General features: G+C 68.9%; 12 protein-coding genes. 8 read left to right on the top strand and 4 right to left on the bottom strand.

The features are described from left to right. Nucleotides 1-1,077, bottom strand: coding sequence for a uroporphyrinogen decarboxylase (gene hemE / locus ABZ880_RS12800; RefSeq protein ID WP_361260722.1), 1,077 nt, complete (start codon nt 1,075-1,077; stop codon nt 1-3). Nucleotides 1,078-1,203: 126 nt separating this feature from the next. On the opposite strand from hemE, the gene ABZ880_RS12795 reads away from it, so the two are divergent. The 3 genes from ABZ880_RS12795 (at nt 1,204) to ABZ880_RS12785 (ending at nt 4,283) form a co-directional block, all read left to right on the top strand. Next, on the top strand, nt 1,204-1,872 hold the full coding sequence (locus tag ABZ880_RS12795; protein WP_361260720.1) for a DUF3000 domain-containing protein: 669 nt from the start codon (nt 1,204-1,206) through the stop codon (nt 1,870-1,872). A 229-nt stretch (nt 1,873-2,101) separates the two neighbouring features. Further along, nucleotides 2,102-2,764, top strand: coding sequence for a response regulator transcription factor (locus tag ABZ880_RS12790; protein WP_030939825.1), 663 nt, complete (start codon nt 2,102-2,104; stop codon nt 2,762-2,764). 202 nt (nt 2,765-2,966) lie between these two features. After that, complete coding sequence (locus tag ABZ880_RS12785) at nt 2,967-4,283, top strand: ribonuclease D (RefSeq protein WP_361260717.1); 1,317 nt, start codon at nt 2,967-2,969, stop codon at nt 4,281-4,283. A gap of 82 nt (nt 4,284-4,365) precedes the next feature. On the opposite strand, the gene ABZ880_RS12780 is transcribed toward ABZ880_RS12785, so the two are convergent. The 3 genes from ABZ880_RS12780 to ABZ880_RS12770 are packed head-to-tail and all read right to left on the bottom strand — an operon-like array spanning nt 4,366 to nt 7,462. Beyond that, nucleotides 4,366-5,196, bottom strand: coding sequence for a carbohydrate ABC transporter permease (locus ABZ880_RS12780; RefSeq protein WP_361260715.1), 831 nt, complete (start codon nt 5,194-5,196; stop codon nt 4,366-4,368). Further along, complete coding sequence (locus ABZ880_RS12775; RefSeq protein ID WP_361260713.1) at nt 5,193-6,146, bottom strand: sugar ABC transporter permease; 954 nt, start codon at nt 6,144-6,146, stop codon at nt 5,193-5,195. The genes ABZ880_RS12780 and ABZ880_RS12775 overlap by 4 nt, the downstream gene beginning before the upstream one ends. Then, nucleotides 6,146-7,462 (bottom strand): extracellular solute-binding protein, encoded by a 1,317-nt coding sequence (locus tag ABZ880_RS12770; RefSeq protein ID WP_361260712.1) that lies wholly within the window; start codon nt 7,460-7,462, stop codon nt 6,146-6,148. The genes ABZ880_RS12775 and ABZ880_RS12770 overlap by 1 nt, the downstream gene beginning before the upstream one ends. Before the next feature lie 151 nt (nt 7,463-7,613). Between ABZ880_RS12770 and ABZ880_RS12765 the strand changes: the two genes are divergently transcribed. The 5 genes from ABZ880_RS12765 (at nt 7,614) to ABZ880_RS12745 (ending at nt 16,083) form a co-directional block, all read left to right on the top strand. Next, on the top strand, nt 7,614-9,989 hold the full coding sequence (locus ABZ880_RS12765) for a glycoside hydrolase family 2 protein (protein WP_361260710.1): 2,376 nt from the start codon (nt 7,614-7,616) through the stop codon (nt 9,987-9,989). Further along, nucleotides 9,986-11,014, top strand: a complete 1,029-nt coding sequence (locus ABZ880_RS12760) for a LacI family DNA-binding transcriptional regulator (protein WP_361260708.1) — start codon at nt 9,986-9,988, stop codon at nt 11,012-11,014. The genes ABZ880_RS12765 and ABZ880_RS12760 overlap by 4 nt, the downstream gene beginning before the upstream one ends. A 123-nt stretch (nt 11,015-11,137) precedes the next feature. Next, nucleotides 11,138-12,358 (top strand): acetyl-CoA C-acyltransferase, encoded by a 1,221-nt coding sequence (locus ABZ880_RS12755; protein ID WP_361260706.1) that lies wholly within the window; start codon nt 11,138-11,140, stop codon nt 12,356-12,358. After that, on the top strand, nt 12,355-14,481 hold the full coding sequence (locus tag ABZ880_RS12750) for a 3-hydroxyacyl-CoA dehydrogenase NAD-binding domain-containing protein (protein WP_361260704.1): 2,127 nt from the start codon (nt 12,355-12,357) through the stop codon (nt 14,479-14,481). Before ABZ880_RS12755 ends, ABZ880_RS12750 begins: the two co-directional genes overlap by 4 nt. Nucleotides 14,482-14,715: 234 nt before the next feature. Further along, entirely contained in the window at nt 14,716-16,083 is a 1,368-nt protein-coding gene (locus ABZ880_RS12745) for a cellulose binding domain-containing protein (protein WP_361260702.1), read from the top strand. The last annotated feature ends 5 nt before the right edge of the window (nt 16,084-16,088 follow it).

Genomic DNA, 16,088 nt, shown 5'->3' with positions numbered 1-16,088 from the left:
TCAGCGGGCGGTCTGCGTGTGGACGTACTCCACGAGGCGGGTCAGCGCGTCCGGGTCGGTGGACGGCATGACGCCGTGGCCGAGGTTGAAGACGTGGCCCTCGAGGCCTGCGGCCGAGTCGAGGACCTCGCGGGTCTTGGCCTCGACGGCCTCCTTGGAGGCGAACAGGACGGTCGGGTCGAGGTTGCCCTGGAGCGCCTTGCCGGGGCCGACCCGGCGGGCCGCCTCGTCGAGCGGGACGCGCCAGTCGACGCCCACCACGTCCGCGCCGGCCTCGCCCATCAGCTGCAGCAGCTCGCCGGTGCCGACACCGAAGTGGATGCGCGGGACGCCGTACCCGGCGACGGCGTCGAAGACCTTGGCGGAGGCCTGGAGCACCGAGCGGCGGTAGTCGACCGGGGCGAGGGCGCCGGCCCAGGAGTCGAAGAGCTGGACGGCCGAGACGCCGGCCTCGATCTGCACCTTCAGGAACGCGGACGTGATCTCCGCGAGACGGTCGAGCAGATCGGCCCACAGCTCGGGGTCGCCGTACATCATCGACTTGGCGTTCTCGTACGTGCGCGACGGACCGCCCTCGACGAGGTAGCTCGCGAGGGTGAAAGGCGCGCCGGCGAAACCGATGAGCGGCGTGGAGCCGAGCTCGCGGGTCAGCAGGCCGATCGCCTCGGTGACGTAGGAGACGTCCTCGGGGGTGAGGTCGCGGAGCTGGGCGAGGTCGGCGCGGGTGCGGATCGGGCGCTCCACGACCGGGCCGACGCCGGGCTTGATCTCGAGGTCGATGCCGATGGCCTTGAGGGGGACGACGATGTCGCTGTAGTAGATCGCCGCGTCGACGTTGTGCCGGCGCACGGGCTGCAGCGTGATCTCGGTGACCAGCTCGGGGCGCATGCAGGACTCGAGCATCGGGATGCCCTCGCGCACCTTGCGGTACTCCGGCAGGGAGCGCCCGGCCTGCCGCATGAACCACACCGGGGTGTGCGGCACGGGCTCGCGCCTGCACGCCTTCAGGAAGGCTGATTCGTACGTGGCTGCCGGCTGCGTCTGGGCCTGGCCCGCGGGGCTCTCGTTCACACTCACGACGGCAAGTCTCGCACGGCGCCACAGGGACGGGAGCAGCGGTTCGCGGGGCACTAACCGGACATGCGGCCCCCGCACGGGTGTCCCTCCCTGCACGGAGCCCCCGTTCCCCTTAATCTTCCCCGCATGGCTGCGGCTCAGGGACGACTGTCGGACGGCGCTGACGGAATGGACGACTCCAAGGAGGGGGACCGAAATGGGAGCAGTACTCCCCCGGTGCCCTTTCGGGCTGCCGTCGACGCGCTGAGGGCCGCGCGGCTGCGGCCGCAGATCGAGGTGGAGGCGACGCGCCCGCCGCAGCGGCTCGCGCCGTTCGCGTACGCGCTGGAGGCCACCGTCGTCGACGGCGACCAGGACCTGGCCGACGGCCGTCTGGTGCTGCTGCACGACCCGGACGGGCACGACGCCTGGCGGGGCACCTTCCGGCTGGTGACGCTGGTGCGCGCGGAGCTGGAGCCGGAGATGGCCGCCGACCCGCTGCTGCCCGACGTGTGCTGGTCCTGGCTGACCGGTGCGCTCCAGACGCGCGGACTGTCGTACGGCGAACCGAGCGGCACCGTCACCCGTGCCAGCTCCCACTACTTCGGCGGCCTGTCGGACCGCCCGGCCGCCTCGCAGATCGAGATCCGTGCCTCCTGGACGCCCCGCGAGGGCCTGGGCGGCGTTCCCGACACGGCGGCCCATCTGGCCTCCTGGTGCGATCTGCTGGCCCAGGTCGCGGGCCTGCCGCCGGCCGGCCCGGGCGACGCGTCGGTGGTGACGCTGCCGCAGCGACGGGACCCGCAGTCACGCTGACCGTCACTCCGTCGGCACGGGCACTCTCGGGACCGTCACTTTGTCGATACGGCCACTTTCAGTCATGAATCGCGCCTCGAACGAACCGATTCGTTCACCGAACGATCGATCGCATGTCCGAATTGACTGATTGTTACTCACTAAATCGTGATCTTTCTCTAAAGGACTTCGGGTTTGGTGCCGAAGACGACTGTGACCTTGAAAGCCGTCCCGCACCCCAGGAGGCCTGGTGTCCGTTCTCCTCGAGCAGCCCGCAAGCCTGGTCGCCTACCGCCCGAACAAGCCGACCGCCATGGTGGTCGTGGCCGACCCGCGCGTCCGCTCCACCGTCACCCGCCACCTGTGGGCGCTCGGTGTGCGCGATGTCATCGAGGCCTCGTCCATCGCGGAGGCTCGTCCCCGCATCGGCAACCCCCGCGACATCTGTGTCGCCGACGTCCACCTGCCCGACGGCTCGGGCCTCACCATCCTCTCGGAGACCCGCGCCGCGGGCTGGCCCAACGGTCTCGCCCTCTCCGCCGCCGACGACATCGGCGCCGTACGCAACGCCCTCGCGGGAGGCGTGAAGGGCTACGTCGTCACCGGCACCCGCACGAACGTCGGGCTCCCCACCCGGCCGGGCGCCGCCCCCATCGGCTCCGCCGCCGCCCGTATGCACCGCCGCCCCCCGGGTGCCCCGAGTCACCCGGGTGGCTACCGCGAGCTCTCCGGCCGCGAGGTCGAGGTGCTGCGACTGGTCGCGGAGGGCCAGTCGAACAAGGCGATCGGCGTCTCGATGGGCCTGTCCGCGCTGACCGTCAAGAGCCACCTCGCCCGCATCGCCCGCAAGCTCGGCACCGGCGACCGTGCCGGAATGGTCGCGGTGGCCCTGCGGACCGGCATCATCCACTGAGTCCGGTCACCGTCTCTTGCCCCGGTCGTTCAAATCCCCACTATTCACGGACGTGAACCGCATCGGCCTCCGGTCCTCCCGCCCGTACCCCACCTGTCGTGAACCGGATGTTTCACCGACCTGACTGGTTTACGACCCTCAAGCGCCCGTCGACGGAACGTTACGTCGGCGGGCGCTGTCCATACACAGATACCCTTGACAGGTGACCGACGCCCAAGAGACCGCAGCAGACAGCCCACTGCGAACCACCGGAGGCGCCCCTCCGGAAGCCGGCGGATCTTCTGTTACGGGGGCGCCCGACCCAGAGCCCAGCGCGGAACCCGGCCCTGAACCCATCCCTTTGCTCGAGCCGCGCGAAGGCATTCCGCCCGTGATCGCCGACGCGGATGCGCTCGCCGAGGTGATCGCCGCGTTCGCCGCCGGCTCCGGGCCCGTCGCCGTCGATGCCGAACGTGCGTCGGGGTACCGATATGGCCAACGTGCATATTTGGTTCAGCTGCGCCGCGAGGGCGCGGGGACCGCGCTGATCGACCCCGTGGCCTGCCCCGATCCGTCCGGGCTCGGTGAGGCGCTGTCCGGCGTGGAGTGGGTGCTGCACGCGGCGACTCAGGATCTTCCCTGTCTGCGCGAGATAGGCATGGTGCCGACGCGGCTGTTCGACACCGAGCTCGCGGGTCGGCTCGCCGGATTCCCCCGGGTCGGTCTCGGCGCCATGGTCGAGAGCGTGCTGGGTTTCGTACTGGAGAAGGGGCACTCCGCCGTCGACTGGTCGACCCGGCCGCTGCCGGAGCCGTGGCTGCGGTACGCGGCGCTGGACGTCGAGCTCCTCGTCGACCTGCGCGATGCGCTGGAGAAGGAGCTGGACCGGCAGGGGAAGCTGGAGTGGGCCAGGCAGGAGTTCGACGCGATCGCCTCGGCTCCCCCGCCGGAGCCCCGCAAGGACCCCTGGCGGCGGACGTCCGGGATGCACAAGGTGCGGCGGCGCCGGCAGCTCGCCGTGGTGCGGGAGCTGTGGCAGACGCGGGACCGGATCGCCCAGCGGCGGGATGTGTCGCCGGGCAAGGTGCTCGGGGACGCGGCCATCGTGGAGGCGGCGCTCGCTCTTCCGGCCAATGTGCATGCGCTGGCCGCGCTGAACGGCTTCGGGCATCGGATGGGGCGGCGGCAGCTGGAGCAGTGGCAGGCCGCGGTGGATCGTGCGAAGGCTTTGACCGAGGCGCAGTTGCCGGCGCCCGGGCAGCCGGTTACGGGGCCTCCGCCCCCGCGCTCCTGGGCTGACAAGGACCCTGCCGCTGCGGCTCGGTTGTCTGCGGCTCGGGCGGCGGTGTCCGCGTTGGCCGAGCGGCTGAACATGCCGCAGGAAAACCTGATCACGCCGGATACGGTGCGGCGCGTTTGCTGGGAGCCGCCGAAGGTGGTTGACGCGGAGTCCGTCGGGGCCTCGCTGACGGGGTACGGTGCTCGGCCCTGGCAGGTCGAGCAGGTTACGCCGGTGTTGGTTGCCGCCTTGTCCGCCTAGCCGCCACAAGAGGTTCGCTCGTACGGCGACTGCGGATCGGTTGTGGTTGCTCGCGCAGTTCCCCGCGCCCCGCTGGGCGCGCTTATCTGGTCGCTCCTCGGGTGAAACCGTTGTAGATGTACCGCTGCAGGCTCAGGAAGACGATCAGGGTCGGCAGGATGACGAGAATCGCTCCTGCCGAGATCGTTTCCCAGTGGGCGCCGAAGGGGCCCTTGAAGCGGAACAGGGACGTCGAGATCACGCCAAGATCCTGGGACGGCATGTAGAGGAAGGGGATGTAGAAGTCGTTGTAGACGGTGATCCCCTTCACGATGACCACCGTGGCGATCGCCGGTTTCAGGAGCGGGAAGATGATCTTGCGGTAGATCGTGAAGGCGTTGGCGCCGTCGATGCGGGCCGCCTCGTCGAGGGACGTCGGGATGGATCGTACGAACTGCAGGAAGATGTAGATCGAGACGATGTCCGTGCCCATGTAGAGCGCGATCGGCGCCCAGAGGGTGTTGAACATTCCGAAGCTGTTGACGATCTGGAAGGTCGCCACCTGGGTCGTGACGCCGGGGACCAGTGCCGCGAGCAGGAAGAGCGCCACCACCAGTTTCTTGAAGCGGAACGTGAAGCGGTCTATGGCGTACGCCGTCATCGAACCGATGAGGACCGTGCCACCGATGGCGAAGACCAGGATGAACGCCGTGTTGCCGAAGGCCGAGAGCATGCGGCCGTCCTGGAACGCCGTCACGTAGTTGTGGAAGTTCAGCAGGTCGTCGGGGGGTGTGAGGGCTCCGCTGTCGTTCGCCATCTCCTTGTCCGACTTGAGGGAGGTGAGGAGGACCACCCCCAGGGGGAGCAGGACCACCACTGCCGCGGCGATCAGCGACAGGTACATGAGCGTGCGGGCCACCGCTCTGCGTGTCATACGAGTTCCACCTTGTCGTCGGGGACGAGGCGGCGCTGGAGCCACGTCACCGCCAGGATGATCAGCAGGAGCACGACCGCGGCGGCCGAGGCGAGGCCCGTCTTGTTGAACTGGAAGGCCAGCTTCACGGTCTGGATCACGAAGGTCTCGGTGCCGGTCGCGCCGCCGGTCATGATGTACGGGATCTCGAAGGCCGACAGGGAGCCCGAGATGGAGAGGATCACCGTCAGGGCCAGGACCGGCCTGATGCCGGGCGCGATGATGTGGCGGAACTGCTGCCAGCGGTTCGCACCGTCCAGTTCGGCCGCCTCGTACAACTCCCCCGGAATGGACTGGATCGCGCCCAGGAAGAGCACGAAGTTCAGGCCCATGTAGCGCCAGACCGAGACGCCCGCGAGGGAGATGTTCGCGGAGACCGGGCTGCCCAGCCAGGCGTGGTCCGAGTGGTGGCCGAACAGGGACAGCACCGAGTCCAGGGTGCCGCCGTCCTGGAAGAAGTAGAGGAAGACGAAGCCGATCGCCACCCCGTTGATCAGGTACGGGAAGAAGAGCACGCCCTTGAAGAAGTTCCGGAAGCGGACGTTGAAGCTCAGGATCGTGGCGAAGTAGAGGGCCGCGACGATCTGGACCGCGGAGGCGGCCAGGTAGTAGCCGCTTACCCAGAAGACCTCGAACAGGTCGGGGCGCGTGAGGAGTTCGGTGTAGTTGCCCGTGCCCGTGTAGTGGAGTTCGGGGCTCACTCCGTCCCAGTCGGTGAAGCTGTACGCCACCATGTTGGCGATCGGCGCGTAGGTGAAGGTGATCAGGAGGGCGAGAGGGGCCTGGAGGAAGAGCCAGGGGGTGAGGCCCCGCCACACGCGTGCGCGGCGTGGGGCGGGGGCCGGGACCGGGGCCGTGGCCGCCGGTCCCGGGGTGGCCTGCACGGCCGCCCGATGGGAGGTGTCCGTCATCAGGACCCCACGGTCTTCTGTGCCTCGGTCCACTTCTTGCCGAGGTCGGCGAGGAAGTCGTCGAGGCTGCCCTTCCTGGCGCCGCGTGCGAGGTCCACGAGGTCCTGGCGGTAGTCGGGCTTGTAGATGCCGACCTCCGACTGGTCGTCGATCTCCTTGACCTGGGCGCCCTTGGCGTCGCTGACCTCGATGAACTTCACGCCCTCGTCCTCGTACGGCTTCAGCACCTCGGGCAGGGGTGCGGACTTGAGCGGGGAGATCGCCAGGTTGTCCTTGTCGTAGCCGGACTTGTCGGTGAACCAGTCGATCCAGGCGCGGGCCGCCTCCTTGTGCTCGGAGTGGACGTTGACCGCCTGGTTGTAGTCGGGGCCGACAACTGCGCAGAACTTTCCGCCCACTTGGGCCGGGAAGGGCATGAAGCCGATGTCGTCCGGGTTCACGCCTGCCTTCTTGGCCGCGTCCTGGAACTGGATGATCGCCCAGGTGCCGAGCCACTGTGTGGCGATCCTGCCCTTCGCCAACTGGGGCTTGGACAGCTCCCAGTTGGTGGTCGCCGGGTCCTTCTCGACCAGGCCCTGGTGGACGATGTCGTACAGGAGCGTGTCGCCGACGCGCAGGTCGCTGCCCTTCGCCCAGGGGTCGCCCTCGGCCAGCTCGGTGGTGGCCCGGGTGTCGCAGCTGGGCGAGCCGTTGACGTACGTCCAGGAGGTCAGCGGCCACTGGGCGGCGAAGTTGGTGTAGTAGGGGGTCGCATCGGTCCTGGACTTGATGGCCTTGAGGTCGGTGAGGAACTCGGCAGGCGTGGTGGGCCACTTGGTGACGCCGGCCTCGCGCCAGACCTTCTTGTTGTAGACGAAGCCCGGGGAGACGCCGATCGGGCTCTGGCCGTAGACCTTGCCGGCAACGGTGGTGGTGTCGGTGAAGCGGTACTTCCTGCTGCGTTCGGCCCGGGTGCCGAGAGAGGCGAAGAACTTCGGGTAGTCGTTCTTCTTGATGACCGCGGGGATCAGGAGGACGTCGCCGTAGTTCTCCGTGTTCATCCGGATCTTGACCTCGGCCTCGTAGTTCGTGAGGGCCTCGAACTCGACCTTGACCTTCGGATAGGTCCTGTTGAACTCGGCGGCGTACTTCTTCATCGTGCCGTCCTGCACGAGGTCGGTCCGCTGGGTGAGGACCTTGATGGTGCCGCTCACCTTTGACGGGTCGTCAGGTGCCTTCGCTTCTGCGCCCTTTGACGTGCCTCCGGTACCGGTGCAGGCCGTGAGCAGCAGGGCAGCGGTTCCGGCAGCGGTGGCGAGGACTGTACGGCGGTTCATGTGCATCAGCTCCGTTCACGGGACGGACGAGCACGAGCGGGTTGGCTGGTTCGGTACTCTGACAACGTTTTCTTAACCGGTAAAGTCCCTATTCCGCCATCACTGCCGAAAGTTTTCCGAGCACTGGACTGGAACGGTTTAGGGAGTGTGCATGCTGGAGGCGACACCGCTCACCGAGGGATGGGTCCTGCGGCACGGGGAGGCCGCGCTTCCGGCCGTCGTGCCCGGGTGTGTGCACACCGATCTGATGGCGGCGGGGGTGATCCCGGACCCTTTTCTCGGTACGAACGAGACCGAGGTGGCGTGGGTCGGGCGGCGGGAGTGGACCTACGAGACGGAGCTGCGGGCCGGGCCGCCCTCCGAGCACGAGCAGACCGACCTCGTCTTCGAAGGGCTCGACACCGTCGCCGAGGTCATGGTGGACGGTCGGCTCCTGGGCCGGACAAGGAACATGCACCGGTCCCACCGCTTCGACGTGACCGGGCTGGAGGGCCGGCTCTCGGTGCGGTTCGTCTCCGCGTACGCCGAGGCCGAGGCGGTGCGCGGGCGGGTCGGTGAGCGGCCCGCCGCCTATGCCGAGCCCTACCAGTACATCCGCAAGATGGCCTGCTCGTTCGGCTGGGACTGGGGGCCGACGCTGGTGACGGCCGGAATCTGGCGGCCGGTGCGCCTCGAGCGCTGGTCGACGGCCCGGATCGCCCGGGTGCGGCCGCTGGTGAGGGTCGAAGGCGGCCTGGGTGTGGTCGAGTTGCACGTCGAGGTCGAGCGCAGCCGGGTCGAGGTGCCGCTGGCCGTCGAGGCGACGGTGGGCGGGGCACGGGTGCGCGGGAAGGTCGACGGGACGGCGGGGGTCGTACGGCTGGAGGTGCCGGAGGCGCGGCTGTGGTGGCCGCGCGGATACGGTGAACAGCCTTTGTACGACGTCGAGTTGACGCTTCTGGGCGGCACCGAGGCGCTGGATGCCTGGCGGCGGCGGATCGGGTTCCGGACCGTCGGGCTGGACACGTCTGACGACGCTGACGGCAGCGGGTTCACCCTGGTCGTCAACGGCGAGCGGCTCTTCGTACGGGGCGTCAACTGGATCCCGGACGACGTGTTCCCCTCCCGGATCACCCGCGAGCGGTACCGGGAGCGGCTGCGGCAGGCCGCCGACGCGGGCGTCGATCTCGTACGGATCTGGGGCGGCGGGATCTACGAGAGCGAGGACTTCTACGACGCCTGCGACGAGCTGGGGCTGCTGGTGTGGCAGGACTTCCCCTTCGCGTGCGCGGCCTATCCGGAGGAGCAGCCGCTGCGCGGTGAGGTGGAGGCCGAGGCGCGCGAGAACGTCGTACGGCTGATGCCGCATCCCTCGCTGGTGCTGTGGAACGGCAACAACGAGAACCTGTGGGGGTTCCGGGACTGGGGATGGGAGCCGCGGCTCGGCGGGGACTCCTGGGGCGAGGGGTACTACCTCGGCGTACTGCCGCGTGTGGTGGCCGAGCTGGACCCGACGCGGCCGTACACGGCGGGCAGTCCGTGGTCCGGCTCGTGGGCGCGGCATCCGAACGATCCGGCGCACGGGACGCACCACTCCTGGGAGGTGTGGAACCGGGAGGACTACGCCGAGTACCGGAGCGAAGTGCCGCGGTTCGTCGCCGAGTTCGGGTGGCAGGCGCCGCCCGCGTACGCGACGCTGCGGCGGGCGCTGCCGGGTGAGGAGCTCGCCCCCGACTCCCCCGGCATGCTGCACCACCAGAAGGCCGACGACGGGAACGGCAAGCTGGAGCGCGGGCTCGCGCGTCATTTCGCCGTGCCGGAAGGGGACTTCGGCCGCTGGCACTATCTGATGCAGGTCAATCAGGCGCGGGCGGTGGCGGCGGGCATCGAACACTGGCGGTCGCACTGGCCGGTGTGCGCGGGCACGGTGGTGTGGCAGCTCAACGACTGCTGGCCGGTGACGAGCTGGGCCGCGGTCGACGGGGACGGGCGGGAGAAGCCGCTGTATCACGAGCTGAAGCGGCTGTACGCGGACCGGTTGCTGACGGTCCAAGTGCGGGAGTCCGGGCCGGTGTTGACCGCGGTCAACCAGTCGCGGGAGGAGTGGTCGGGCAGCTTGCGGTTGCGCCGGATGTCCGTCGAGGGCGAGTTGATCGCCGAGACAAGGACGGGGCTCCGGGTCGCGGGGCGTTCGGTCGGTGTCGTCGGGGTGCCGCGCGAGGTGGTGCCGGCCGGTGCCAAGGAGTTTCTGGTGGCGGACGCAGACGGGCTTCGGGCGGTTCATTTCCCGGTGCCGGACCGCGAAATCCCCTGTCCACGGCCGGAGTTCGACGTTTCCGTGGCGCCGGGTGCGGTGACGGTGACGGCCCACACCCTCGTACGGGATCTGCTGTTGCAGGCCGACCGGCTGCACCCGGACGCACGCGCCGATCGTGGGCTGGTCACGCTGTTGCCCGGGGAACGGGTCACGATCGGTGTGCGCGGCTGGGAGACTCCTGACCCGGATGCCGCCCGGACTGCCCTGTACTGCATGGAGCCCACCCCATGACCACCTCACGCGTCACCATCAAGGACGTCGCCGCGCGTGCCGGTGTGTCCAAGGGGGCCGTGTCGCTCGCCTTCAACCACAAGCCGGGGCTGTCGGAGACGACCCGGGACCGGATCTTCGAGGCGGCGCGGGAGTTGGGGTGGGCGCCGAACCCGACCGCGCGGACGCTGGCCGGGTCACGGGTGGACGTGGTGGGGCTGGCGATCTGCCGGCCGGCGCGGCTGCTGGGGCTCGAGCCGTTCTACATGGAGTTCGTGTCGGGCGTGGAGAGCGTGCTGACCGAGCGGTCCTGCTCGCTGCTGCTGCGGCTCGTGCGGAACGTGGAGGAGGAGGTCGGGCTGCAGGAGTCGTGGTGGCGGGGGCGGCAGGTCGGGGGGTCGATCCTGGTCGACTTCCGGCTGGACGATCCGCGGGTGGCCGCCGCCGAGCGGCTCGGGATGCCGGTGGTGGCCGTGGGGCATCCCTCGCTGACCGGTTCCCTGACGTCGGTGTGGACCGACGACGCGACCGCCACGACGGAGGCCGTGCGGTATCTGGCGGCGCTGGGGCATCGGCGGATCGCGCGGGTGGGGGGTGCGGCTGCGCTGGGGCACACGGCCGCGCGGACGGCTGCGTTCGACGAGGCGGCGCGGACGTTGGAGCTGGCCGGGGCCTGGCAGGTCACCACCGACTACTCCGGCGAGGCGGGGGCGCGGGCCACCCGGTCGTTGCTCTCGGCCGCGGCGGCCGACCGGCCGACGGCGATCGTGTACGACAACGACATCATGGCGGTGGCGGGGCTTTCGGTGGCGGCCGAGATGGGGCTGAGCGTGCCGGGTGACGTCTCACTGCTGGCCTGGGACGACTCCCAGCTGTGCCGGCTCACGCATCCGACCCTCTCCGCCATGAGTCATGACGTGCATGGATTCGGGGCGGATGTGGCACGGACGCTGTTCGGGGTGATCACGGGCGAAGGGCCGGGATCGCATCCGGTGCCCACTCCGGTGCTGACTCCCAGGGGGTCGACAGCTCCTCCCCGGGTGTGACCTTCGCCGCTCCCCCCTCCAGGACTGTGCAGCTACGTTACCCGTAAGTAGCATGGGACCTGAGCGCGCGCTCAGCGCTTGCGTGTCGCAGCAGTGCCATCCCGCATCTGGAGGAGAGCCATCGTGCCTCGTACCGTCAGGGACGTCGTCTTCGTCGACGGCGTCCGTACCCCGTTCGGCAAGGCGGGCCCGAAGGGCATCTACCACGAGACCCGCGCCGACGACCTCGTCGTGAAGGCGATCCGGGAGCTGCTGCGCCGCAACCCGGGTCTCGACCCGAAGAAGATCGACGAGGTCGCCATCGCCGCGACCACGCAGATCGGTGACCAGGGCCTCACCATCGGCCGCACGGCCGGCATCCTCGCCGGTCTGCCGCAGTCGGTGCCCGGCTACTCGATCGACCGTATGTGTGCCGGTGCGCTGACCGCCGTCACCACCGTCGCCGGTTCCATCGCCTTCGGTGCCTACGACGCCGTCATCGCCGGTGGTGTCGAGCACATGGGCCGCCACCCGATGGGCGAGGGCGTGGACCCGAACCCGCGGTTCGTGAGCGAGAAGCTCGTCGACGAGTCCGCCCTGTTCATGGGCATGACCGCGGAGAACCTGCACGACCGCTACCCGCACATCACCAAGCTGCGCGCCGACGAGTACGCCGTGCGCTCGCAGGAGAAGGCGGCGAAGGCGTACGCCAACGGCAAGATCCAGGCCGACCTGGTCCCGATCTCCGTACGCCGCACCAACCCGGAGGCCGGCGAGACGGGCTGGGGCCTGGTCACGGCGGACGAGCCGATGCGCCCTGGGACGACCCTGGAGAACCTCTCCGGTCTCAAGACCCCCTTCCGCGTGCACGGCCGGGTCACCGCCGGTAACGCGGCCGGTCTGAACGACGGCGCCACCGCCTCGATCATCGCGTCCGAGGACTTCGCCCGCGAGAACAACCTGCCGGTCAAGATGCGCCTGGTCTCGTACGCCTTCGCGGGCGTCGAGCCGGAGGTCATGGGCTACGGCCCGATCCCGGCCACCGAGAAGGCCCTCGCCAAGGCGGGCCTGTCCATCGAGGACATCAACCTCTTCGAGATCAACGAGGCCTTCGCCGTCCAGGTCCTGGCCTTCCTCGACCACTACGGCATCGCGGACGACGACGCGCGCGTCAACCAGTACGGCGGCGCCATCGCGTACGGCCACCCGCTGGCCTCCTCCGGCGTCCGTCTGATGACGCAGCTGGCCCGCCAGTTCGAGGAGCAGCCGGAGGTCCGCTACGGCCTCACCACCATGTGCGTCGGCTTCGGCATGGGCGCGACGGTCATCTGGGAGAACCCGCACTTCGACGGAGGCAACAAGTGAGCACCACCGAACTCCTGAAGGGCGCGGCCGAGCTGTTCCCCGACGAGGTCGTGACGTCCGCGCACGTACGCCACCTCGACCTGCCGTTCGGCGCCGGGCGCTTCGCGCTCATCACGCTGGACAACGGCTTCGACCACACCAAGCCGACCACCTTCGGCCCGGCCTCGCTGGCGAACCTCAACACCGCCATCGACCAGGTCGAGAAGGAGGCCGCGGCCGGCGAGATCGTCGGTGTCGGCATCACCGGCAAGCCGTTCGTCTTCGCGGTCGGCGCCGACCTCAAGGGCGTCGAGCTGCTCAAGGAGCACAAGGACGCGCTCGCCATCGGCAAGGGCGGCCACGAGGTCTTCAAGCGCCTCTCCGGCATCGCGGTGCCGACCTTCGCGTACTACAACGGTGCCGCGATGGGCGGTGGCGTCGAGGTCGGTCTGCACTGCAAGTACCGGACCGTCAGCAAGGCGCTCCCGGCCTTCTCCCTCCCCGAGGTCTTCCTCGGCCTGGTCCCCGGCTGGGGCGGCTGCACGATCCTGCCGAACCTGATCGGTGCCGACAAGGCCGTCTCGGTGATCATCGAGAACAGCCTCAACCAGAACAAGCAGCTCAAGGGCCAGCAGGTCTTCGACCTCGGTATCGCGGACGCGATCTTCGAGGGTGCGGACTTCCTGGAGCAGTCGCTGATCTGGACCGCCCAGGTGCTGAAGGGCGACGTCGAGGTCGAGCGTCCGGTGATCGACCGCGGTGAGGCCTGGGACCAGGCCGTCGCCAAGGGTCGCTTCATCGCGGACTCCAAGGTGCACGGCGCCGCTCCGGCCGCCTACCGTGCGCTGGACATCATCGCCGCCGCCAAGAACGGCGACCTGCAGCAGGGCTACGACGCCGAGGACAAGGCGCTCGCCGACCTGATCATGGGTGGCGAACTGCGGGCCGGCATCTACGCCTTCAACCTGGTGCAGAAGCGCGGCAAGCGCCCCGCCGGTGCGCCGGACAAGAACCTGGCGCGCCCGGTCACCAAGGTCGGTGTCGTCGGCGCGGGCCTCATGGCCTCGCAGCTCGCCCTTCTCTTCCTGCGCCGCCTCGAGGTGCCGGTCGTGCTGACCGACATCGACCAGGAGCGCGTCGACAAGGGTGTGGGCTACGTCCACGCCGAGATCGAGAAGCTGCTCGGCAAGGGCCGTATCAACCAGGACAAGGCCAACCGCCTCAAGGCGCTGGTCACCGGTGTGCTGGACAAGGCCGAGGGCTTCTCCGACGCCGACTTCATCATCGAGGCCGTCTTCGAGGAGATCGGCGTCAAGCAGCAGGTGTTCGCGGAGGTCGAGGCGGTCGCCCCGGCGCACGCGATCCTCGCCACCAACACCTCCTCGCTGTCCGTCTCCGAGATGGCGTCGAAGCTGAAGAACCCCGAGCGGGTCGTGGGCTTCCACTTCTTCAACCCGGTCGCGATCCTCCCGCTGCTGGAGATCGTCCGCGGCGAGCAGACCGACGACGCCTCCCTGGCCACGGCCTTCGCCGTCGCCAAGAAGCTGAAGAAGACCGCGGTTCTGGTGAAGGACGCCCCGGCGTTCGTCGTGAACCGCATCCTCACCCGCTTCATGGGCGAGATCCAGAACGTCATCGACGAGGGCACCCCGGTCGAGGTCGCCGAGAAGGCCGTAGAGCCGCTCGGTCTGCCGATGTCCCCGCTGGTGCTCCTGGAGCTGGTCGGTCCCGCGATCGGTCTGCACGTCTCCGAGACCCTCAACCGGGCCTTCCCGGACCGCTTCACGGTCTCCCCGAACCTCGCGGCCGTCGTCAAGGCGGGCAAGCGCGGCTTCTACGTCTACGACTCCGGCAAGCCGGAGCTGGACCCGGAGGTCGCCGCGCTGCTGAAGCAGGGTGACTCCGTCCTGACCGAGGAGCAGGTCCGTGACCGCGTCCTCGACGCCGTCGCCCAGGAGATCGGGCTCATGCTCGACGAGGGCGTCGTCGCCGAGGCCCAGGACATCGACCTCTGCCTGATCACGGGCGCCGGCTGGCCCTTCCACCTGGGCGGCATCACGCCGTACCTGGACCGCGAGGGTGTCTCCGAGCGCGTGAACGGCAAGAAGTTCCTGGCTCCGGGTCTCGCGAGCGTCCCGGCGTAACGGCACTGCCCTGAAAGGGGGCGGGCCGCCCGGTATCGATCCGGGTGACCCGCCCCTTTTGCTGTGCGTTTACAGTTAGGATCTCCACACAGCCAGATCAAATTCTTCACATTCACTTGACGTTCCTGATCAGAGCCGGATCGGGAACGTATCGATTTCCTGCGGAGGAATTCCGTGGCGTCCACCCGCCGCCGCCAACAACCCCGACGCCGGGTGTGGCCAAAGATCAAATTGTTGCTGCTTGTTGCCGTGGTGGCCGCGGGCGCCACCGCGCTCTATCCGATCTGGCGCAAGGCACACCCGGATCCGCCGGAGTTGACCGTCCGGTACCGGACGGACACCCCCGCGACGGCCACGGCGGCCGAGCCGTCGCTGGAGGTCTTCAACGACTCCGAGCAGCCGCTGCCGCTCAGCGACGTGGCCCTGCGGTACTACTTCACCGCGGACGGCGGCTCGTACGCCTTCAACTGCGTCCAGGCCGCCTTCGACTGCTCCGACGTCGCCGGGACCGTCGTGGAGCTGGACAAGCCCACCGACACCGCCGACCACTACCTGGAGCTCAGGTTCACGGACGCGGCGGGCACGCTGAAGCCCGGTGCCAACAGCAAGGGCATCGACGTGCAGCTCTACCGCGTCGACCACAAGAAGCTGGACCAGTCGAACGACCGCTCCTTCGACGCTGAGAAGACCACGTACAAGGAGTCGAAGACGATCACCGCGTACAAGCGCGGAGTGCTCGCCTGGGGTGAGGAGCCGGACGGCAAGAAGCCGGACAGCGACTCCAAGAACACGTCGAAGGCCGCCGCCGACCCCGCGCCGGATCTTCCCTCCGGCGTCCTGTTCGACAACTTCCACTACACCGGCGCCAAGGACCCCGCTCTCTTCAAGCACGGCTGGCTGGTGCGCACCAGCGACGGCGGCCCCGGCATCGAGGACACGTGGTCCGCGGACGGCGTCACCTTCCCCTCCGAGAAGGACGCCCTGGGCGACGGGCAGGTGCTCAACCTGCGTGCCGGCACGGACGGCACGAAGGCGGGCACCAAGCAGGCCAGCGTGGGCACTTCCGGCCGGGAGTTCAAGTCCGGGACCTACGCCGCCCGGATCCACTTCAGCGACGATCCGACGACGGGCAAGAACGGCGACCACGTCAACCAGACCTTCTACACCATCGGCGGCAAGGGCACGACGTACAGCGAACTCGACAACGAGTACCTGCCCAACGGCGGTTGGGGGCGGCTCGGTCCCAAGCTGGACAACGTCACCTGGCACACCGTCGAGGACCGTGTGTACAACACGACCGTCAAGAGCCTGGCCGGGTGGCACACCGTCGTGATGACCGTCAAGGACGGCGTCGTGACCTACCGCGTCGACGGCAGGAAGATCTACACCACCAGCGGCAAGTACGCCCCGCGCGCGGGCATGTCCGTGAACTTCAACACCTGGTTCATCGACCTGCCGTTCAAGGGCGGCGAACGCGCCTGGGACATGAAGGTCGACTGGCTCTACTACAACGCCAAGGACGCACTGTCCCTCGAGGACGTGGACTCGGCGGTCAAGGACTACAGCGAGAACGGAATGAACTACTTCAACACCACATCCTGACGACC

The organism is Streptomyces sp. NPDC047043, from assembly GCF_040644055.1.
GTDB lineage: Bacteria > Actinomycetota > Actinomycetes > Streptomycetales > Streptomycetaceae > Streptomyces.
Note: the sequence above shows the minus strand (reverse complement) of the source record. Positions and strands in the feature narration are given on the sequence as shown.